The 21,488-nt window shown below is 29.1% G+C and carries 24 protein-coding genes and 1 pseudogene; 23 read left to right on the forward strand and 2 right to left on the reverse strand.

Features of this window, described 5'->3' with window-relative positions:
• Positions 1-26 precede the first annotated feature (26 nt).
• From C7U55_RS08480 to C7U55_RS08500, 6 genes and pseudogenes are all read left to right on the forward strand, one after another.
• The gene (locus tag C7U55_RS08480) at positions 27-1,454 is read left to right on the forward strand and encodes an ABC transporter substrate-binding protein (protein ID WP_106988195.1); all 1,428 of its coding nucleotides are present in this window, start codon (positions 27-29) and stop codon (positions 1,452-1,454) included.
• 129 nt (positions 1,455-1,583) lie between these two features.
• Positions 1,584-2,984, forward strand: a complete 1,401-nt coding sequence (locus C7U55_RS08485) for a glycoside hydrolase family 1 protein (protein WP_106988196.1) — start codon at positions 1,584-1,586, stop codon at positions 2,982-2,984.
• A gap of 470 nt (positions 2,985-3,454) precedes the next feature.
• A pseudogene (locus C7U55_RS08490) lies at positions 3,455-4,026 on the forward strand (HAD hydrolase family protein).
• A complete protein-coding gene (locus C7U55_RS14125) occupies positions 3,993-4,241 on the forward strand; it encodes an HAD family hydrolase (RefSeq protein WP_264464656.1) in 249 nt (82 codons plus the stop codon). Before C7U55_RS08490 ends, C7U55_RS14125 begins: the two are co-directional and overlap by 34 nt.
• On the forward strand, positions 4,241-5,056 hold the full coding sequence (locus C7U55_RS08495) for a Cof-type HAD-IIB family hydrolase (RefSeq protein WP_106988197.1): 816 nt from the start codon (positions 4,241-4,243) through the stop codon (positions 5,054-5,056). Before C7U55_RS14125 ends, C7U55_RS08495 begins: the two co-directional genes overlap by 1 nt.
• 83 nt (positions 5,057-5,139) lie before the next feature.
• A complete protein-coding gene (locus C7U55_RS08500) occupies positions 5,140-6,210 on the forward strand; it encodes a hypothetical protein (RefSeq protein WP_106988198.1) in 1,071 nt (356 codons plus the stop codon).
• A gap of 16 nt (positions 6,211-6,226) precedes the next feature.
• Here the strand turns inward: C7U55_RS08500 and C7U55_RS08505 are convergent, their stop codons facing one another.
• Positions 6,227-7,144 (reverse strand): nucleotidyltransferase family protein, encoded by a 918-nt coding sequence (locus C7U55_RS08505; RefSeq protein WP_106988199.1) that lies wholly within the window; start codon positions 7,142-7,144, stop codon positions 6,227-6,229.
• A 105-nt stretch (positions 7,145-7,249) separates the two neighbouring features.
• Here C7U55_RS08505 and ispD point away from each other — a divergent pair, with 105 nt between their 5' ends.
• Both ispD and C7U55_RS08515 read left to right on the forward strand, forming a co-directional pair.
• The gene (gene ispD / locus C7U55_RS08510; RefSeq protein WP_106988200.1) at positions 7,250-7,888 is read left to right on the forward strand and encodes a 2-C-methyl-D-erythritol 4-phosphate cytidylyltransferase; all 639 of its coding nucleotides are present in this window, start codon (positions 7,250-7,252) and stop codon (positions 7,886-7,888) included.
• Positions 7,885-8,232, forward strand: a complete 348-nt coding sequence (locus tag C7U55_RS08515; protein ID WP_106988201.1) for a hypothetical protein — start codon at positions 7,885-7,887, stop codon at positions 8,230-8,232. Before ispD ends, C7U55_RS08515 begins: the two co-directional genes overlap by 4 nt.
• Here C7U55_RS08515 and C7U55_RS08520 read toward each other — a convergent pair.
• On the reverse strand, positions 8,212-8,556 hold the full coding sequence (locus C7U55_RS08520) for a hypothetical protein (RefSeq protein WP_106988202.1): 345 nt from the start codon (positions 8,554-8,556) through the stop codon (positions 8,212-8,214). The two genes, C7U55_RS08515 and C7U55_RS08520, sit on opposite strands and share 21 nt — an antisense overlap.
• 178 nt (positions 8,557-8,734) lie before the next feature.
• On the opposite strand from C7U55_RS08520, the gene rpsF reads away from it, so the two are divergent.
• The 15 genes from rpsF to C7U55_RS08595 all read left to right on the forward strand — a co-directional run bounded on the left by rpsF (position 8,735) and on the right by C7U55_RS08595 (position 21,488).
• Positions 8,735-9,016, forward strand: coding sequence for a 30S ribosomal protein S6 (rpsF, locus tag C7U55_RS08525; protein ID WP_106988203.1), 282 nt, complete (start codon positions 8,735-8,737; stop codon positions 9,014-9,016).
• A 17-nt stretch (positions 9,017-9,033) separates the two neighbouring features.
• Positions 9,034-9,528 (forward strand): single-stranded DNA-binding protein, encoded by a 495-nt coding sequence (ssb, locus tag C7U55_RS08530; protein WP_106988204.1) that lies wholly within the window; start codon positions 9,034-9,036, stop codon positions 9,526-9,528.
• Between the two features lie 17 nt (positions 9,529-9,545).
• Positions 9,546-9,776 carry a 30S ribosomal protein S18 gene (gene rpsR, locus C7U55_RS08535; protein WP_022001180.1) on the forward strand — a complete coding sequence of 77 codons (231 nt, stop codon included), beginning with the start codon at positions 9,546-9,548 and terminating at the stop codon, positions 9,774-9,776.
• 689 nt (positions 9,777-10,465) lie between these two features.
• Positions 10,466-11,299, forward strand: coding sequence for a YwqG family protein (locus tag C7U55_RS08540; protein ID WP_162297433.1), 834 nt, complete (start codon positions 10,466-10,468; stop codon positions 11,297-11,299).
• 83 nt (positions 11,300-11,382) lie between these two features.
• On the forward strand, positions 11,383-11,757 hold the full coding sequence (locus tag C7U55_RS08545) for a desulfoferrodoxin family protein (protein WP_106988206.1): 375 nt from the start codon (positions 11,383-11,385) through the stop codon (positions 11,755-11,757).
• A gap of 196 nt (positions 11,758-11,953) precedes the next feature.
• Positions 11,954-12,496 carry a hypothetical protein gene (locus tag C7U55_RS08550; RefSeq protein WP_106988207.1) on the forward strand — a complete coding sequence of 181 codons (543 nt, stop codon included), beginning with the start codon at positions 11,954-11,956 and terminating at the stop codon, positions 12,494-12,496.
• A gap of 56 nt (positions 12,497-12,552) precedes the next feature.
• Complete coding sequence (gene nrdG, locus C7U55_RS08555) at positions 12,553-13,107, forward strand: anaerobic ribonucleoside-triphosphate reductase activating protein (RefSeq protein WP_106988208.1); 555 nt, start codon at positions 12,553-12,555, stop codon at positions 13,105-13,107.
• Positions 13,108-13,186: 79 nt separating this feature from the next.
• Positions 13,187-13,801, forward strand: coding sequence for a CDP-alcohol phosphatidyltransferase family protein (locus C7U55_RS08560; protein ID WP_106988209.1), 615 nt, complete (start codon positions 13,187-13,189; stop codon positions 13,799-13,801).
• Positions 13,798-14,658, forward strand: coding sequence for a phosphatidylserine decarboxylase (locus C7U55_RS08565; protein ID WP_106988210.1), 861 nt, complete (start codon positions 13,798-13,800; stop codon positions 14,656-14,658). The genes C7U55_RS08560 and C7U55_RS08565 overlap by 4 nt, the downstream gene beginning before the upstream one ends.
• A gap of 2 nt (positions 14,659-14,660) precedes the next feature.
• A complete protein-coding gene (locus tag C7U55_RS08570) occupies positions 14,661-15,428 on the forward strand; it encodes a ParA family protein (protein ID WP_048924228.1) in 768 nt (255 codons plus the stop codon).
• On the forward strand, positions 15,421-16,293 hold the full coding sequence (locus C7U55_RS08575; protein WP_106988211.1) for a ParB/RepB/Spo0J family partition protein: 873 nt from the start codon (positions 15,421-15,423) through the stop codon (positions 16,291-16,293). The genes C7U55_RS08570 and C7U55_RS08575 overlap by 8 nt, the downstream gene beginning before the upstream one ends.
• 116 nt (positions 16,294-16,409) lie before the next feature.
• A complete protein-coding gene (locus C7U55_RS08580) occupies positions 16,410-17,279 on the forward strand; it encodes an aldo/keto reductase (RefSeq protein ID WP_106988212.1) in 870 nt (289 codons plus the stop codon).
• 94 nt (positions 17,280-17,373) lie between these two features.
• Positions 17,374-18,840, forward strand: a complete 1,467-nt coding sequence (locus C7U55_RS08585) for a family 1 glycosylhydrolase (RefSeq protein ID WP_106988213.1) — start codon at positions 17,374-17,376, stop codon at positions 18,838-18,840.
• Positions 18,841-18,916: 76 nt separating this feature from the next.
• The gene (locus C7U55_RS08590; protein WP_106988214.1) at positions 18,917-19,486 is read left to right on the forward strand and encodes a YybS family protein; all 570 of its coding nucleotides are present in this window, start codon (positions 18,917-18,919) and stop codon (positions 19,484-19,486) included.
• 46 nt (positions 19,487-19,532) lie between these two features.
• Positions 19,533-21,488: a GGDEF domain-containing protein gene (locus C7U55_RS08595; protein WP_106988215.1), complete on the forward strand. Its 1,956-nt coding sequence runs from the start codon at positions 19,533-19,535 to the stop codon at positions 21,486-21,488.

Here is a 21,488-nt window from a genome sequence, read left to right on the forward strand (position 1 = left end):
ATGGTTTTTCTTTAAAGGAGTTTGTTATGGAAATAGTAAAGAAATATAAAAAATATATTTTAGTAGGAATTATTTGTTTAGGTTTGCTTTTGCTTTTTATTCCTAGAAGTTCCAACTCGGATCAGTTAGTTGTCAAAGGGGATAAAAGCAAGATAGAAAAAACAGAGAAACAAAAAGAACGACTTGTTATAGGTATGTATGATCCTTTGGAACATTCTAAAATCTATCTAGGATATGATAAAGGCTCTATGCTTGCTACAAAGTTAGTTTATGAATCATTAGTAAGAATTAATAATGATTTAACGATAGATAAACAAGTAGCCTCTAAAATTACATTTTCTAAAAGTGGTAAAAAAGCAACAATTAAGTTGAATGATAAGACTTTTAGTGATGGAAGTAAGTTAAATAGTAAAGCAGTAAAAGCAAGCTATAAGGCTTTAAATAAAAGTGATAGTGAATATTTTAATAAGTCTTATACAGAAAATATTGTTGGTATGTTAGATTATCAATTAGGTAAAACAAAGGATATTAAAGGAATTAAAGTTATTGATAATCAAACATTAGAGTTTGATTTTAATAATTGTCGAAGTGAAAACATGTATGCTTTTACTTTACCAATTGTTAATGTAAAAAATGATGCTGGTAGTGGTTCTTATGTTGTCGATCAATTCCGTTTTCAAGATTATTTACAATTAAAGCAAAAGGATAAAAATGATGATTTATCTTATCAAAAAGTATTGATTAAAAATGTTAATACGGTTGTTATGGAAAAACAAATGAAAGCTTATAATCTAGATGTTTTAGAAGTAAGTAAAAGTCATTTTAAAACACTTAAAAAGATAGGTTATCATAATGTTTATCAATTAAATAGTGATGATTTACATTATGTTGCTTTTGATCTTACAAAAGCATCAGGTAAAAATAAGAATTTAAGAAAAGCGGTTTACTATGGAATTAATAAAAAAGTTCTTAAAAATGATATGGATGCTCAAGATGTTTATGTAGGACATTATCTTTCTACAACTCTTATGGATAATCAAGATGTTTATGATCTTAATAAAGCAAAAAGTGCTCAAAGTGATGCTAATAAATCAAAGATTGACTTTGAAGTAAGTGGAGATGTTTCTTCACTTTTAAGATATGATGCTTTAAAGAAAACTCTTAAAAAAGCAAACTTAGAATTATCACAAGGTTCATCTTTTGCGAGTATTCAAGAAACATATTCAACGGATCGCTATGAAATAGAAGATAAAATTAATGATTCTTATTTAAAGAAAGATTATCAAAAACAATTAAAAGATACTTATCAAAAGAATTGTTTAAATGTTTTAAAAGAATTTGATAATTATATTTTAGATGAATATCTTGTATTACCTCTCTATACTTCAACATATTATTTAGCTATGTCTAGTGATGTTAATCAAGAACAAGTTCTTGATTTCATGACGAACTAATGTATTTTGTTTACAAAGAAAAAGAATTATATAAATAAGTATGTAAATAAAATACATTTCATAAAGGAAATAAGACTTCATGTTATAATGAACGTATAATAATCGCGAAAGATAACGGAGGAAAAGAAGATGACGATTAAATTACCTAAAGATTTCTTTTTTGGAGCAGCAATGTCAGGTCCTCAAACAGAAGGGGCTTGGAATGTAGGAGGAAGATTACGTTCTTATTGGGATATGTATTCTGATCAAGAAATTAATGCTTTCTTCAATAATGTCGGATCTTATGTGGGAAATGACATGTATCATAAATATGAAGAAGATATTAAATTATTAAAAAGTTTAAATTTTAAATCATTTAGAACATCAATGCAATGGACACGTTTATTAGATCAAGATGGTAAATTAAATCCAGAAGGTGCCGCTTGGTATCATAAATTAATTGATTGTGCAAATGAAAATGGTATTGATATTTTTATGAACATGTATCACTTTGATATGCCAGAATACTTAGTAAAACGTGGCGGATGGCAAAATAGAGAAGTGGTTGAAGCTTATGCCAACTTTGTGAAAGTTGCGATGGAAGAATTTGGAGATAAAGTAAAATATTGGTTTACTTTCAATGAACCAATTGTAGAACCAGAACAACAATTCTTACATGGTGTTTGGTATCCTTATCAAAAAGATTTCAAACAATCAATCAATGTACAATATAATATTACTTTAGCGCATTGTTTAGCTGTCGCAAACTTTAGAAAATTAAAAGCAGAAGGAAAACTTTGTGAAGGTGCAAAAATCGGTATGATCAACTGTTTTGCGCCACCTTATACAAAAGAAAATCCATCTCCTGAAGATTTAGAAGCTGTACGTATGACAGATGGATTACACAATAGATGGTGGTTAGATGTTGTTGCTCATGGACACTTACCACAAGACGTTTTAGATACTGTAGAAAACGATTGGAAAGTAGAAATCAACCGTCGTCCAGGAGATGAAGCTATCTTAGCTCAAGGAAAAGTAGATTGGTTAGGATTTAACTATTATCAACCAACGCGCGTACAAGCACCGGATAGTAAATTTGATGAAAATGGTTTACCATGTATTTCTAAACCTTATATTTGGCCTGAAAGAAAAATGAATGTTTATCGTGGATGGGAAATTTATCCAAAGGGAATTTATGACTTTGGTATGAAAATTAAAAAAGAATGTCCAGATTTACCTTTCTTTATTTCTGAAAATGGAATGGGTGTAGAAGGTGAAGAAAAATATATGGATGAAAATGGAACAGTTCAAGATGATTATCGTATTGAATTTGTAAGAGATCACTTAGAATGGATTGCAAAAGCAATTGAAGATGGAGCAAACTGTTTAGGATATCATTATTGGGGTGTTATTGATAACTGGTCATGGTGTAATGCTTTTAAAAACAGATATGGATTTATTCGTGTATGCTTAGATGATGGTTATAAACGTAAAGAAAAGAAATCGGCTTCATGGATTAGAGAAGTTGCTAGAACAAACGAATTTGAATAGTCATAAGGTGTCTACCAAGTGTAGGCACTTTTATTTTTTTCTATAAGAAAAGCCCATTAAAATAATGGATTTTCTTTATAATCTTTTGAATAATCGTAAGCACCAAATAAAATAGTGTATTTGGCACTTACTTTTCAACTGTGATTTTTGGATCTGTACTAATTTATAAGAAAAATAAAAAGTTATTTAAAGAAAAAATATCAATCAAAGGAATAAGGGAAAGAAAATTAGAAAAGGTAATGAAGTATTAAGTAAATGATAATATAAAAACTTAAACAAAAGATATTTATTTTATAAAAAATGATAATTTATGAGTTAATTTTGTAAAAATATTAAATGAGAAAAGAATTCTAAATAATAAATAGAAAAAGAGAATTTTTGAGAAAAAATTTTTTTATCTCTAAATTGTTTTAAAAGATGAGTTTTTTATGATATTTGTAGGAGGTATTTTTATGAATGTAAAAGCAATTATGTGTGATATAGATGGAACTCTTCTTTCAAGTGAAGGAGTGGTTACGCCTAAAACTGTAGAAATGATAAAAAAGCAAGAGAAAAAGGAATATTATTTGGCTTATCTACAGGAAGAGATGTCAATAGTATTCAAACTTTGCTTAAAACATGGGGTATTGATGGTTTAGTTGATATGATTGTAGGTACAGGAGGTGCGGAAATCTACGACTATACGTTAGATCTTGCTAAAGCACAATATCCATTAGATGGAAGATTGATTAAAAGTATTATTAAACATTATGAAGATATGGATTGTAACTTTGCAATTCCTGAAGACGGAATTTTATTTGCGCCTAAAGATGATGAATATATTCAAATGCTCGCAAAAGCAGATAAAGTTCCTTATCAAGTTGTTGATTATAATGAATTATTACAAAATCCAAAACCTAAAATAATTATTATTTGTAAACTAGAGGATATGGATAAAATCATTGAAAGATCAAAAACATTCCATAGTGATGAATTTAAATCATCATTCCTTAAAACTGCCATGAATATATGGATCCAAGAGTATCTAAAACGGCAGGATTGATTGAAATCTTAAAACTTCATCATATAGATCTAAAAGAAATTGTGACTTTTGGGGATGCTGATAATGACTATGATATGACCTTAAATGCTGGTATTGGTGTTGTTATGGTGAATGGTAGTGATAAAACAAAAAGTGTGGCGGATTATATTACCGATGATAATGATCATGATGATATTGGAAATTATATTGAAAAATTTATTTTAGGAAAACAATAATGGGTAAAATTATTTTTATTGATGTCGATGGAACATTATTAGATTATGAAAACAAATTACCTGCTTCAGCTGATATAGCAATCAAAGAAGCAAGAAAAAATGGACATCATGTATATATTTGGAATATTGGTTTAGATGGGATGATTGGTGGAAATGGTTCTTATGTTAAAGATAAAGATACTGTTGTCATGTATCAATTAATTACACTTGAACAATGTAAACATATTGTAGATTGGTGTCATTCGAGAAACTTAGAATTTTATTTAGAAAGTAATAATGGTTTATTTACTTCTAAAAATTTTGAAGAAAAAGGAAATCCAGTAATTAAAGTTTATTGTCAAAGAAAAGGAAAAGAAAACGCAAGTGAACAAACAGTGTGTACAGTCTTTTCTGAAATGATTTATGGAGGAGAATTATATCGTGATGATTGTAATAAAGTTAGCTTTATTTTAAATAGTTATCAAGACCATTTGGATTCAATTAAAGAATTTCCTGATTTAAAACCTGGTACTTGGGGTGGTGCTGATGAAATTGCTTTATTTGGTGATTTAGGTGTTAAAGGTATTGATAAAGCCCATGCTATTGATGAATTATTAAAATATTTAGGAGCTTCATTAGAAGATACCTTTGCTTTTGGTGATGCTAAAGTAGATATTCCAATGCTTGAATATTGTAATGTTGGTGTTGCTGTTAATAGTGGTGGCGATGAAATCAAAGCAATGGCAGATTATGTGACAGATGATGTGGATAAAGATGGTATCTACAAAGCATTTGTTCACTTTGGTTTAATTGATGATGTTTTAAATCTTTGTTAAAAGTTTTTGCGCAAGCAAAAGCTTTTTTGTTTGACATCTTTTCTTTAATAGAGATATGCTTATGTTAAGTAGAGGGTAAAAAAATGGAAATAGAATTAATACAAGATGGTAAAGGCGTTAATTATAATAAGTATCGAGATGTAATAGAGAATGTGAAAGAATCTCTTTTTAGAAGAAATATGGGTAAAGAAACAAAGGAATGGATATATATAAGTAATTTTGTAGGTATTCTTTTTGATAAAAATCGTTTGATTTTATCTTTACCAAAATCAGTTATTATTAAAGAGGATGTTGATAAAGAAACGTTACTTTATAAATATGCAAGATTATTTGATTTATATTTTATGGCTAATGAAAAAAAATGTGATTTTATAGATAAGAATGGGTTTATTGAATATTGGTGTAATCAAGCAATCAAAGAAAATAAAACAACAACAATGACTCAAGAAATCATCACTTTTAAATTTGAAATGGTTTTTGAATGGATGATAGGAGAATTCTTTCATAATCAAATAAGTATTCAAAAAGGCGATGTTCTTTTTAATAGTCAATTATTAGATAAAGAAATAAATATTAATGATACAAAATATAATACTTATCATTGGAATGCGATAGGCAAACAAAAAAGAGATCATAAACAAAAACAAATTGTCAAAGAAAGAGAAAGTGTTTTTATCAATCAAAATAAAAAGAATATCCCAGATATTGTTTGTGAAAGAATCCTAGAAAATCCTAAATATGAAAGACCACAAAAAAGTTGTTGTATACTTGATGCTAAATATTATGGATGGGATTATGAAAAAGAAGCTTACTATTTACCAAGAAACCTAGATATTTATAAACAATTTTTCTATCAGGAACAATTTCAGCGTATTTATGAAAAGGAAAATGAGACGAATGTAGGTGTTTATAATTTTCTTGTGTTACCTGATTATCTAGGAGATACAAAGGATACAAAATGGGGAATTATAAGACAATGTGCGGTTATAGAATTTGATTATCATCAAAATCAAAAGATTGCTGTTTTACAAGTAGATATTGAGAAACTTGTGGATTTTATTTATAGTGGATTGGATATGAAAGAAGATGTACTTTCTGTTTTTTTAGGTAATAATCGTGTTGTACCGATGATTTATGGTAATGAAAAAGTCTAACTTTAAGCTAGACTTTTTATTTCCATAATTTTTCTGGATAAATACCTTGTTCAATAAGTTCATTAATAGAATCTTGGACTATCTGCTTATCTTCTGGATAAGTAACACCAAACCATTTATCAGTTGTTTCTAATACTTTTACTGAAGCTCTGTTTGTTTTAATTAATTGATCAACAATAATAGGTAATAAATATTCTTTAGTAAGTTCATCTCCACTATCATCTAATAAGAATTCTTTAAAACCATTTTCAAGATAATCAATAAAACAAGGATAACCAGCCCACATATTCATCGAAACGCGGTTATTTTCTTGAATGATGCCTTTGCTTTCTTCTGTATCACAATCAATTGTTCCTTGATTGTTTCTAATAATCCCTTTAGTTTCAATCACTCTATGTAAATAACCCGCTTCATCTTCTACACAAATACCACGAGTAACTGTTCCATTATCACTTAAAGTATTTTTTAAGATAAAACCAGCCATGGCCATGGTAAACTCACTATTTCTATGACTATCTTCAATTAAAAAATCATGAAGCTTTTTAAAAGCAACTTTTCCATAATAATCATCAGCATTGATAATGACAAATGGTTCATTAACGATCCCTTTACAAGATAAAATAGCTTGTCCAGTTCCCCAAGGTTTGATTCTACCTTCGGGTACTGTACACCCTTCAGGAATATTGTTAATTTCTTGGAAAACATATTCAACTTGAATGTGTTTTTCAATGCGATTACCAATAATTTCTTTAAATTCTTTTTCGATGTCTTTTCTAATAATAAAAACGACTTTATTAAAACCAGCTTCAAGAGCATCATAAATGGAATAATCCATAATGATTTCATCATGAGGACCGATTTTCGCTAGTTGTTTAATTCCTTTTCCATAGCGTGAACCAATTCCAGCCGCCATAATAATAAGTGTTGTATTCATATAATTCTCCTTTGTCTAAACATGATTATATCATATTTTTATAAATATCCTTGTAAATTTTATTATTTTATCACAGTGTGATAAAATAATCATGAGGTGAAAAGCATGAACTATAGTTTAATTCTTTTATGTGCAGGAAGTGGCAAAAGAACAGGTTTAAAATATAATAAGATCTTTTATAAAATCAATTATCAAACAGTTTATGAAATGAATATTTCTCATTTTTTAGAGGATACTAAATGTAAACAAATTATTGTTGTTACTAAAGAAAATGAAATAGAGGATATTAAAAAATTAGTCAGTGATTCAAGAATTGAATATGTTTTTGGTGGACAAGAAAGACAAGATAGTGTATATGAAGGATTACAAAAGGTTAAAGAAGATTATGTTTTTATTCATGATGGGGCAAGACCTTATGTAAACAAAGAAAGTATTGATGATTTAGTAGAATGTCTAAAAGACTATTCAGCAGGATTATTGATGGTTCCTTGTAAAGATACGATCAAAGAGGTAAAAGATGGAATTGTGGTCAAAACATTAAAAAGAGAAACTTTAATGCAAGCACAAACACCACAAGTCTTTAAAAGTGAAGATATTAAAATAGCTTATCAAAAAGCAAAAGATGAAGGTTTTGTAGCAACAGATGACAGTCAGCTTTTTGAAAGATATATTGATAAAGAAATTAAAGTAGTGTTAGGAGATTATGGTAATTTAAAGATTACTACTCAGGAAGATTTAAAATGACAGGAAAACATATTAGAAGAAAAAAACATATTTTAAGATTCGTAATAGGTATACTTGTTGTTGGTTTAGGAATATTTTGTTATTTTCATTTTTGTGATGATCAAGAAATTGATTTAAGTCAATATGAAACAATGGTAGGAACGATTAAAAATGTAGGTGATGAAACATTGCTTATTGAAAATAATGAACATCAACAATATTTAATTTCGATTGCGGGAGTCATAGATTCTAATAAAGGATTAAAAAAGGGAAATCGTATTTATATTTATTATGAAGGGAAATTGGATGTTAAGAATAAAGATATTCAAAATGTGAAAGTAAGGTCATATAAAGTATTGGATTAAGATACCAAGGACAATACCAATTAGAGAAGGTATTGTTTCTTTTTTATTTTCAATTGTTATATTTTCTTTTTCATCAAAGATAAACCAAATAGATACAAAAAAGAAATCAACCCATAAATCAAGATGTTCAAAAGTATTTCCAACAATTAAAGTAAAAGAAGTATATAAAAAGGTTTTAATCATTTTCTTGATGGAATCTTTGAAATAAGGGGAATACTTAAATAAAAGAGTGAGTTTTCTTTTTAGATAATTGATTTCATTTTTAAAAAGATAATGAGCTAAAATCATAAAAATAAGCCATATGATAAACAGAATATAATCCACAATAATCACCTCTTTATAGAATATGTAAAAAAGAGGCTTATAAAGGGGATAAATCATACAAAAATGTTTGATTTTTATTGCATAAATAGAAACAATAGTCTATAATAGACGAGCAAGTAAATTATTTTACTGCCTGCTTACCAAGAAGTAAGCCAAAAGACCATAGGAGGTAAAAGAGATGAATAAATATGAAATTATGTTTATTGTAAAACCTGATGTTGAAGAAGAAGCTAGAAATACTTTAATTGAAAACTTCAAATCAATCTTAACTGTTAACGGTGGTTCAGTTGATAATGTCAATGAATGGGGATTACGTGATTTCGCTTATGAAATTAAAGATTACACAAAAGGTTACTATGTTGTAGTAGATGCAACTTGTGCACCAGCTGAAATCGCAGAATTCGAACGTTTATCAAGAATCAACGCATCAGTATTACGTCACTTAACTCTTCGTAAATAATTAGGAGGCGTTTAACGATGATTAATAGAGTTGTTATGGTTGGTAGAATGACTCGTGATCCAGAACTTAGAAGAACTGGAAGCGGGGCTGCAGTAACAAGTTTTACGTTAGCGTTAAATCGTAACTATAACTCTGCAGATGGACAACAAGCAGACTACATTTCATGTGTGGTTTGGAACAAAGTTGCTGAAAACGTTGCACAATATTGTTCAAAAGGTTCTTTAGTAGGGGTTGAAGGTAGACTTCGCTCAAGAACTTATGACAATGCACAAGGTCAACGTGTTTATGTTACTGAAGTTGTTTGTGATTCTGTTCAATTTTTAGAAACAAGAGCACAAAGAGAAAGAAACCAAAGTTCGATGAATCAAGGTATGATGAATCAAAAACCAATGGATCAATATTCTCAACCAGCTCAACCACAAACAAATAATTTCCAAGATATGCAAACAGTTGAATTAGAAAGTGATTTTGATAATTCATATAATATCATGGAAGACGATATTCAATTTTAGAAAAGGAGTATAAGAACATGGCTTTTAAAAGACAAAGAATGGGTAGAAGAAAAGTTTGTTATTTTACAAAAAACAAAATTACTTACATCGATTACAAAGATGTTGATTTATTAAAAAGATTTGTTTCAGCTAACGGTAAAATCATTCCTAGACGTGTAACTGGAACTTCTGCTAAATATCAAAGACAATTAGCAGTAGCTATCAAACGCGCTAGACAAATGGGATTATTACCATACGTTGGTGAATAATTTTAAAGAGTATAATTACTTATAAAAAATAAAGCTCATAAATGCTAGAAAACATAGTGTTTATGAGCTTTTTTCGTATTTGTTTTTAACATCCTCGCATATACCATATTTGGTCTGCACAATCTTCGATAGTAAGAGAAACTTTATTTTCAATGAAATTTAAAAAAGTATTTTCGTTTAAGTTTTCTTGCTCTAATGTTCCCATAATTCCAGCCATGCAGATACGATCAATGCCAAGATCATTCAATAAATGAATTATTTTTCGTTGAGTTTCATTTGTTTTTTATGTTTTTTTGCCTCCTAATTCATTCCCCAATCTATCTAACCATTTTTCATAATTACTGATTTTATTATGGATGATAGGTTCATGATTTTTAATATAAACTTCATATAAATCATTATCTAAGTCAATATAAAAAGTATATCCATTTTAATATTTCTTAGGATAATTTAAAGACTTGAGATCGTATTCTTTGATATGTTAAATCATCAACGAAAAGATTTTGTTTTCTTTTATCGAATAATAAAGAAATTTTTTTGAATAGAGGACATTTCATAAAAGTCCTCCTAATATTATTTTTATATAGTATATATGTTGAATCTCCTTCGACATATATATTCACTAGAAAATAAGTTTTTTCTTTTTAAATATTAATTAATTGATACAATAGTATAAAGGAGGGATTGTTGTGGGATTTTTAGACAAACTATTAAAAAAAGAAAATAATAAACAAGAAGAATATAAAGAAGAAAAACCTGCCAAAAGAATCTATCAAAGATTAAAAAAAGTAAGTGAAGTAGACTATATACGCTTTGAATTAGAAGAAAAAGAAACACATATCTTTGATAGTAAAGTAGGTGGTGCTTATTATGTGCCTAGAGATCAAAATCTTCCAGTAAATCAAAAAACGGGAGCACCTTTATATTTATTAGCACAAATAAATTTTGAACAAATACCTCATATAAAAGATTTTCCAGAAAAAGGATTGCTTCAAATCTTTATTAGTGGAGATGATGGCGTTTATGGATTAGACTTTGATAATGAATATAGTCAATCAGGGTGGTGTTTACGTTATTTAGAAGAAGTACCAAAATTAGTAGATGAATCATGTGTTTATAAGTTTCAATATAGCGAAGATACAGAACTTCCGTTAGAAAAAGATACAACTTTTTTATTAAAGGATCATTTAGATAAACAAGTTATCACAATGAATGATATTCACTTTGATGAAGTTGTTGATACTTATTTAGATGAAAACTTAAAAGAAGTCATGCAAGATGATGAGGTAATGGATGAATTAAATGATTTATTTACCTTGATTCCTTGTCAAATAGGAGGCTATCCTTTCTTCACACAATATGATCCTCGTCAAGAAGATAATAATGAAGTATTGTTATTTCAACTTGATTCACAAGATCATATCTTATGGGGAGATTCAGGTGTCGGTAATTTCTTTATTTCAAAAGAAGATTTAAAAAATAAAGATTTTAGTCATGTTCGCTATAATTGGGATTGTTATTAGATGCATATTGTTTGCTTAATAGAGAAAAATAGTTTATATTATAAATAGGAATAATTACTACTTATAGAAGAGAGGAAAAGGCTATGAATCAAAAATTTTATATTTGTAAACACTGTGGAAATGTGATTGAAAAAGTAGAAGATAAAGGAGTCCCTGTGGTATGTTGTGGCGAAGTTATGAAAGAGCTTCAAGTAGGGATTGAAGATGCTGCATTTGAAAAACATATTCCTGTTTATACAGTGGAAGGTGATACCGTTCATGTATTTATTGGAGAAGTTGAACATCCAATGACAGCAGAACATTGGATTGAATGGGTTTCTTTAAAAACAGATAAAGGTATTCAAAGAAAATATCTAAAACCAGGAGAAAAACCAAGTGTTGATTTTAAAATCTTAGAAGGTGAAGAAGTAGAAGAAGTGTATGCTTACTGTAATCTTCATGGATTATGGAAAAAATAATGAAGCTATAAAAAGACCAGAGATGGTCTTTTTATATGTATTCTATTGATAGTTCAATTATAATTATCATTTGTCCATTAGAAACATTACAAGAAAAGATAAATAAAAAAATGATAGAATAATAAATTTATATAAATTTGTCGATAATTTAGAGTATTTGTGCCATAATGAAAGTTGGTTTAATAAAGGAGAGACTATGAAAACAATTTATCTATTACTCACTAAATCAAATTCATTTGTTTCAAAAGCTATCTATTATATGACACAGGATGACTACACGCATATTTCGATTTCTTTTGAAGAAAGTTTACAACCTATGTATAGCTGTGCTCGTAAGTATACTTATACGCCTTTACCAGCAGGAATTAAAAATGAATCTTTGATTAGTGGTTTTTATCTTAAAAATAGTTCTATTCCGTGTGCTTTATATCGTATAAAAGTAACAGAAGATAAATATAATAAAGCTAAAGCTCTTTTGAAAAAAATATTAGAAGATGAAGGAGATTATAAATATAATTTGATGGGTCTTGTTTTATGTCATTTTGAATTAGCTTATCGACGTCATCATTATTATTTTTGTTCAGAATTTGTCAGTGAAATTTTAGCACATAGCCAAATTCTTGAATTACCTAAAATGCCAAGTTTAATGAAACCTTCAGATTATTTATTGTTTGAAGAATTAGAATGTCTTTATAAAGGAAACATTCATGATTTAGTACAAAGTCGAGGAATCAGTTAGTTTCCTTTTTATAATGAAAGAAATATGATAAGATTCTTAAGAAAAGAGGAAAAGATATGAATTATGCAGAGATTAAGAATTTTGATATTGCCAATGGATTAGGAGTCCGCGTGTCTTTGTTTGTTTCAGGATGTACACATCATTGTAAGAATTGTTTTAATCAAATGACATGGGATTTTAAATATGGAAAAGAATTTACGAAGGAAGTAGAAGATTTAATTATTGATTATTTAAAACCAGAACATATTACAGGATTATCTCTTTTAGGAGGAGAACCAATGGAACCAAGTAATCAAAGAGCGCTTGTTTCTTTTGTTAGAAGAGTCAAAGAAACATATCCTCAAAAAGATATTTGGTGTTATACAGGCTATCTTTTTGACCGAGAACTTTTACAAGAAAGTAGAGCAAGATGTGAAGTAACCGATGAGCTTTTATCTTATATCGATGTTCTTGTTGATGGAAAGTTTGTTGAAGAATTAAAAGATTTAAGTTTGAAATTTAGAGGTTCTTCAAATCAAAGAATTATTGATGTACCAGAAAGTTTAAAAAGACATGAAGTGGTTTTATATAAAGATTTAAATGTGAATCGAGAATTTCAAAAACATGAATAATACGATATAAACGAAATAAACTACATTATTAGCTAAAATTATGCTATAATAGGTTCGTTAATTATAGAGGGAGTAGAATATGATAGGATTTTATAGTTATACTGTCATTCTTACATACTTATCTTTAGTGTTTGCGATGGTAGGAATCCATCTATCGGTGATAGGTGCATACCAATGGTCATTTATCTGTTTAATGATGTGTGGTGTTTGTGATACATTTGATGGAATGGTTGCTAGAAGTAAAAAAAATCGTACAGAAGAAGAAAAGAAATTTGGGATTCAAATCGATTCTTTATGTGATTTAATTTCTTTTGGTGTTTTCCCTGCGATACTAGGATATAATTTAGGACTATCTTCAGTTGGATGGCTTGCAATTGAAATACTTTATGTACTTGCAGCTGTTATCCGTTTAGCTTATTTTAATGTAACTGAAGAAACTAGACAGCAACAAACAACAGAGAAAAGAAAATATTATCAAGGGTTACCAGTCACAACTTCTGCCTTTATTTTACCTTTTGCATTTGCTTTAAGGTATGTTATTTTTGGGTTGGATTATTTATATGGTACTTTGATGTTAATTACGGGAATTTTATTTATCGTTGATTTTAAAGTTCCAAAATTAAAAGGGAAAGGACTTATTGCACTCGGCATTTTAGTTGTCGTTGAACTTGTGCAAATTGTGTGTTTTTCATGATTAAAGATCGTCAAGGACAAGTTGTTAGAGAATTAGAAGGACAAAATCAATTATTAAAAAAACTCTATAGCACATCTATTGGTAGATGTGCTTTAAAAATCTTAGTTTCACCATTTATTACACATTTAGGTGGATTTTATATGTCATCTCCTTTATCAAAAACAAGCATTTCTTCTTTTATTAAAAATAATTCCATTGATATGAGACAATATGAAGAAAAGAAATATAAAAGCTACAATGATTTCTTTACAAGAAGAATTAAAGAAGGAAAAAGACCATTTGATAAAAGTGATTCTATTTTAATGGCACCAGCGGATAGTAAGCTTACTTATTATCCAATAAATGAAGAAACAATTTTAGAAATCAAAGATACCAAATATCAATTAAAAGATTTATTACAAGATCAACAGCTTGCAAACGAATATGATGGTGGAGTATGTTTGGTTTTTCGTTTGGCGGTTGATGATTATCATCGTTACAGTTATGTAGATGATGGTCAAATTGTAGGACATAAAAAAATTAAAGGAATTTTTCATACGGTAAATCCGATTGCAAATGATTACTACCCTATTTATAAAATGAATAGTAGAGAGTATACTGTGATTGATTCAAAGAACTTTGGAAAAATGATTCAAATGGAAGTGGGGGCAATGATGGTTGGTAAGATTGTCAATTATAATCATCAAATTGCTTCTAAAGGAAAAGAAAAAGGTTATTTTGAATTTGGTGGATCAACAGTTGTCTTGATTTTTAAGAAAGATACTGTCAAAGTAGATGATGATATTATAAACAATTCTCGTGAAAATGTAGAAACGAGAGTTTTATTAGGACAAAAAATTGGGTGTAAAGGGGTGTAAAGATGACAAAGGTTATCGCAATTACCAACCAAAAAGGTGGTGTAGGTAAAACAACAACAAGCGTTAATTTAGCTGCTGCACTTGCGAAGATGAAGTACAAAATCTTATTAATAGATATGGATCCTCAAGCCAATGCAACACAAGGAATAGGAATCAATAGAGATTATATCGAATTATCAACTTATCATGTTTTAACAGGAGAAGTAGGTTTAGAAAAAGTAATTCAACATTCTTATATTGAAAATTTAGATGTTGCGCCGGGGGAAATTGATCTTGCAGGAATCGATTTAGAATTAGCGCATGTAAAACAAGGAAGAGAAGTTCGACTAAAACAAGCGTTAGATAAAGTAAAAGATTATTATGATTATGTATTTATTGATTGTCCACCAGCACTTGGTTTATTAAATACCAATGCTTTAACTTCATGTGATACGGTACTTATTCCAGTACAATGTGAATATTATGCACTTGAAGGGTTAACACAATTATTAAATACAATCAAATTAACTCAAAATCATTTTAATAAAAAACTTTCTATTGAAGGTTTATTACTTACAATGTTAGATCAAAGAACAAACTTAGGTTTAGAAGTTTCTCAAGAAGTTAGAAAATACTTCAAAGAAAAAGTGTATAAAACAGTAATTCCAAGAAATATTAAATTATCAGAAGCACCAAGTGCAGGAATTTGTATTTTTGATTATGATAGTTCTTCCGTAGGAGCACAAGCCTATAAAGAACTGGCAAAGGAAGTGTTAAGTAGAAATGGCTGAGAAAAAGAAAAAGTTAAATAAGGGATTAGATGCTATCTTTGGTGGAGATATTTCTTCACTTATTGATGATATTGAAAACAATACACCTGAAAGTAGTCAAGAAAAAATCCATCTTGATGAAATTCGTCCAAACCCTTATCAACCAAGAAAAGTATTTGATGAACAAGCTTTAAATGAACTGGCTTTATCAATTAAAGAACATGGTATTTTCCAACCAGTTATCTTAAAGAAATCAGTTCAAGGTTATGAAATTGTTGCTGGTGAAAGAAGATGTCGTGCGGCAAAAATTGCGGAACTTGATGAAGTCCCAGCAATCATTGTTGATTTTACTGATCAACAAATGATGGAAATTGCCTTGCTTGAAAATATTCAAAGAGAAGATTTAAATGCAATTGAAGAAGCACAAGCTTATTACACAATGATGGAAAAGCTTCATTTAACACAAAATGAACTCGCTAATAGAATAGGTAAATCGAGAACACATATTACGAATACATTAAGACTTTTAAACTTACCAGAAAAAATTCAAGAATATGTTTTAGATGGTTCCTTATCAATGGGACATGCGCGTGCACTTATTACTTTAGACAAAGAAAAGGCATTAAGAATTGCGAAAAGAGTCATTGATGAAAAACTTTCAGTAAGAGATGTTGAAAATATTGTAAAAGGTTTTGAACTACAAGAAGCAAGAAAAAATAAACCAAAAGTAGAAAAACCTAAAGAATATCAATATGTAGAAGGTTTACTTAGAAAAAAATATCGTACACGTATTAAAGTGGATGATAAATCAATTACTATTAAATATACAGATACTCAAGATTTAAATCGTTTATTAGAATTAATGGGTGTCATTGAAGAAAGTTAAAACTTGGGTAAAACCAAGTTTTTTCTATGCGAAAAAAACATAGTAGAATGCAAAATCAATATTGTACATTTTCTTACTTTTATCTCAAAATAAAAGTAAGAAAAGAGGGAAATACAATGGAATATCAAACATTAAATAATGGGTTAAAAATGCCTATAGTAGGTTTTGGTGTCTTTAGAGTACCAGATAAAAAAGAATGTGAAGAATCAGTATATCAAGCAATTAAAGCAGGATATCGTTTAATTGATACAGCAGCTTCTTATACCAATGAAGATGCGGTTGGTGCAGGTGTTAAACGTGCTATTGAAGAAGGTGTTTGTACTAGAAAAGATTTATTTATTACTTCTAAGATGTGGGTACAAGATATGAAAAACTATGAAACTGCAAAGAAAGCAATTGATGCATCGATTGAAAAAAGCGGTTTAGGTTATTTGGATTTATATCTTTTACATCAAGCGATGGGTGATTACTTTAGTGCATGGAGAGCTATGGAAGATGCGTATAAAGAAGGAAAATTAAAAGCAATCGGTGTTTCTAACTTCTATGCACATGTTCTTGTCAATTTTGTAAATACAGTAGAAATCAAACCAATGGTCAATCAAGTAGAACTTCATCCATACTATACACAAGAAAAAGCAATAGAAACAATGAAATATTATGATGTTATTCCTGAAGCATGGGCACCACTAGGTGGAGGAAGATATAAGCCATTTGAAGATGAGATGTTAAAAGGAATTGCAGCTAAATATAATAAATCAGTAGGACAAGGCTTACTTAGATGGAATGTACAAAGAGGTGTTGTTGTTGTTCCAAAATCAACACATGTAGAAAGAATTAAAGAAAATATAGATATCTTTGATTTTGAATTAAATGAAGAAGAAATGAAACAAATCTCATCATTAAATATGGGTTATTCAGGATCAAGAGCTAAACATTTTGATGTTGAATTTGTGGAAATGTGTTTAGCTAAAAAAATACATGATTAATGAGTAAGTATGATTATTTTCATTAAATGAAATAATCATGCTTTTTTTATATAAGGTGTTAAGATGATGTTAGAGAAAAGCGGAGGATATAAAGATGAAAAAGTTTCCAAAGGGATTTTTATGGGGAGGCGCTGTTGCCGCTAACCAATATGAAGGTGGATGGAATGAAGGAGGAAAAGGAGTTTCTGTTTCCGATTGTGCTCGCCATCATTTAGATGTAGATGTTCAAGATTATGCTAAACAAAATGAAATTTCAACAGAAGAAATTTTAAAAGCTATGAAAAGTGATGATACAAGTCTTTATCCGAAAAGACATGGTTCAGATGGTTATCATCATTATAAAGAAGATATCAAATTATTCGCAGAAATGGGATTTAAAGTATTTAGACTTTCAATTGCATGGTCACGAATTTTTCCAAATGGGGATGACAAAGAACCAAATGAAGAAGGTTTAAAATTCTATGATGATGTTTTTGATGAATGTCATAAATATGGTATTGAACCATTAGTTACAATGTCCCATTATGAACCACCAATCAATCTTGTTTTAAATTATGATGGATGGTATGACAGAGAAGTTATTGATATGTTCATTAAATATGTTGATGTCATTACTGATCGTTATAAAGATAAAGTTAAATATTGGTTGACTTTCAATGAAGTGGATTCCATGATTAGACATCCTTATACAACAGGAGGACTAGTAAGAGACCGTTTTGAAGGAAAGAACTTTACTGAAGTTATTTTCCAAGCAATGCATCATCAATTTGTGGCGAGTGCTCTTGCAACAAAGATTGCTCATGAAAAAAATCCTGATTGTAAAGTCGGATGTATGCTTACTAAGTTAACGTATTATCCATATACATGTAAACCAGAAGATGTTTTACAAGCACAACAAGATATGAGAAGTACGTATTGTTATAGCGATACACAAGTCTTTGGAGAATATCCAGCTTATTTATTAACTAAATTTAAAAATGAAGGTTTAAATATTAAAATGGAAGAACATGATTTAGAAATCATGAAAAAATATCCAGTAGATTTCGTATCATTCAGTTATTATTCATCAAGTTGTGTGGCTAAAGATGATGCGGGATTAAAGAAAACAGCAGCTAATACAAATATTGCGATTAAAAATCCATATATTCCAAGCTCTGATTGGGGATGGCAAATTGATCCTATTGGTTTAAGAGTTTCTTTAGTTGATCTTTATGATCGTTATAGAAAACCATTATTTATTGTTGAAAATGGTTTGGGGGCAAAAGATGAACTTGTTAATGGTACAGTTGATGATCAATATCGTATTGATTATTTTGATGCTCATTTTAGAGAAATGTATAATGCAATCTATGAAGATGGAGTTGATTTAATGGGTTATACATCTTGGGGATGTATTGACTTAGTTTCTGAAAGTACGAAACAAATGTCTAAACGTTATGGATTTATTTATGTCGATGCTGATGATTTAGGTAATGGTACTTATAAAAGATATAAGAAAAAATCATTTGATTGGTATAAACATGTTATTGAAACAAATGGTTCTTGCTTATTTGAAGATTAGAGATTCCTAGGAATCTCTTTTTATCTATATAAGTGACATAAATGAAATAAAGTTGTATGATAAACAAGGTGATAAAATGAATAGAGAAAAGACAAAACAAATGGTTACAGGAGCTTTGATGGCTGCTGTCTTTGGTGTTTTATCGGTTATCAATGTCTATACAGGAACAATGTTTGATATCTTGTTTATATATTTGATGACGGTAGCACTTGCCTATTATACATTTCGTTTTAATGAAAAGATGGCGTTTTTAGTATGGCTTACAAGTACGGTCGTTTTATTTATGACGGGAGAACTCTTTTTTACTTTGTACTCGTTTTTTACATTACCTTTGGGTATTTTATATATTTATTGTCAAAGACATGATGTTAAACAAACAAAGTGGGTTTTAAGAGGATACAGTGCTTTTAAAAATTTTATTATTTTATTTTTATTAGGTTCGTTACTCGGACTTAATACATTTCAAGATACAAAAGAAATTTATCAAAGTATTGTGAGTGTTTTACCTTTTTTAAAGAGTGATTTTTTAATGAATAGTACGTTTATTATTTTATGGCTCGTATTATCTTTTTCAGAAGTTTATATTATTAAAGTATATACAAATATCTTTATTTTAAGAATGAATAAAAATAACAGGATGAAATAATATTTGATTCGTGTATAATATAAAGTAATAAAGAGGAGGTTGTTGTATGATCAAAAAGTTGATGCAATTTAGAAATATGGTCATTGTTTTATTGATCGTTGAAGTTGTAATCTCTTTATTAGTCTATATGTTTTTTCCAAGTACCATTGCTTTTGCATTAATGGTTTATATATTTATAAAGAATATTTTATGTAGTATAGCAATATACTATATTCATCAAACCATTGTTGAAAGTAATTATAGTGTTCAAGATGCTTTACACGCTGAAGCTAAAAATGCTTTGATTTTTGGTGGTATTGGGCTTATTAAATATGATGAAAATAGAAATATTGAATGGGTCAGTGATTTACTTTATGAACTTGGTTTACGTGTTGTAGGCAAGAAATTACTCGAATGGCAACCCTTGCTTGCTACATTATTTGAAGATGATGACGTACGTACAATTGATATCAATTCAAGAAGATATGAAGTTTATAATTCAAAAGCAACACGTTTACTTTATTTGAAAGATGTCACAGATCTTACGACAATTCAAAAAGAATATACAGATCAACAACTTTGCGTAGCTTATCTTACAATTGATAATTATGATGATTCAATTGAGTATGCCGATGAACAAAAATCAGTTATGATTGAAACAACATCAAGACAAATGATTTTTGATTGGGCAAAAGATAATGGAATTATTTTAAAAAGATATAAAGAAGATGGTTATTTAGCTATTTTCAATGAAAGAATTTATCGTAAACAAGTTGAAGTTCATTTTAGTATTTTAGATGAATTTAAAACGAAAATGGAAGAAATTGGTGCCGTAATGTCTTTATCTATAGGGATTGGTAGAGGCTCAAAGGTTTTAAGAGAACTCGATGAACTTGCTTTTAGTGCCATTTCTTTATCTTATTCAAGAGGTGGAGACCAAGTTGCAGTTAAAACATTAGATGAAGAAATTCGTTATTTTGGTGGTAATAGTGAAAATAGTGAAAAAGCGAATCGTGTAAGAGCACGTGTTATTTCGCAAACACTTGCGAGTTTAATTAAACAAAGTGAAAATGTGCTTGTAATGGGACATAAACAATCTGATTTAGATTCATTTGGAGCATCACTTGCCATTAAAAAGTTTGTGGATGCTTTTGAAAAAAAAGCTTATGTTATTTTAGATGAAAGCTCCTTGGAAGAAAAAACAGGAAATATTGCACGTAAGTTGATGAAAGAAGATATGTATAAAGGATCTATTATTCCACCAATGAAAGCAATGGATTTAATAAATGAAGAAACACTTTTGATTTGTGTGGATAATCATAAACCAACTCTTGCGATTAGTGAAGAAGTTATTGACAAAGCAGATAAAGTCGTGGTTATCGATCACCATCGTCGAGGGGAAGATTTTATGGATTCACCGATTTTAACATATCTAGAACCAGCTGCTTCATCGACAGTAGAACTTATTGTTGAACTTTTTGAATATCAAAGAGTAGAAATAGAAGTTTTACCAATGGAAGCAACTGTCATGTATGCGGGAATGTTAATTGATACAAACTATTTTAGAACCCATGTGGGTTCAAGAACATTCCAAGTGGCTTCTAAGTTAAAAGAAATGCAAGCAAATGTTTCTAAAGCTTATGAAATCTTACAAGATGATTATAAGACAACTTTAGAAAAGATGAATATATCTGCCAATGCTTATCGTTTTGGTAATGATGCACTTATTGCTTATGGAAATGAAGAAGATATTCATACACGACCACTTCTTGCAAAAGTTGGAAATGAGTTATTAAATATTTCAGAAATTAAGGCGGTATTCGTTGTAGGACGTATTGATAAAGATAAGATTGCGATTTCAGCAAGATCAAAAACGGGTATTAATGTTCAACTTATTATGGAAAAATTAGGGGGCGGAGGTCATTTTTCAATGGCCGCTTGTCAAGTTGAAGAAAAGAGTATAAAAGAAACAATCAATAAGCTTGAAGAAGCGATTGATCAATATTTGGATGAAAGAGGGTAA

The sequence above is a fragment of the Faecalibacillus faecis genome (assembly GCF_003024675.1).
Taxonomy (GTDB): domain Bacteria; phylum Bacillota_I; class Bacilli_A; order Erysipelotrichales; family Coprobacillaceae; genus Faecalibacillus; species Faecalibacillus faecis.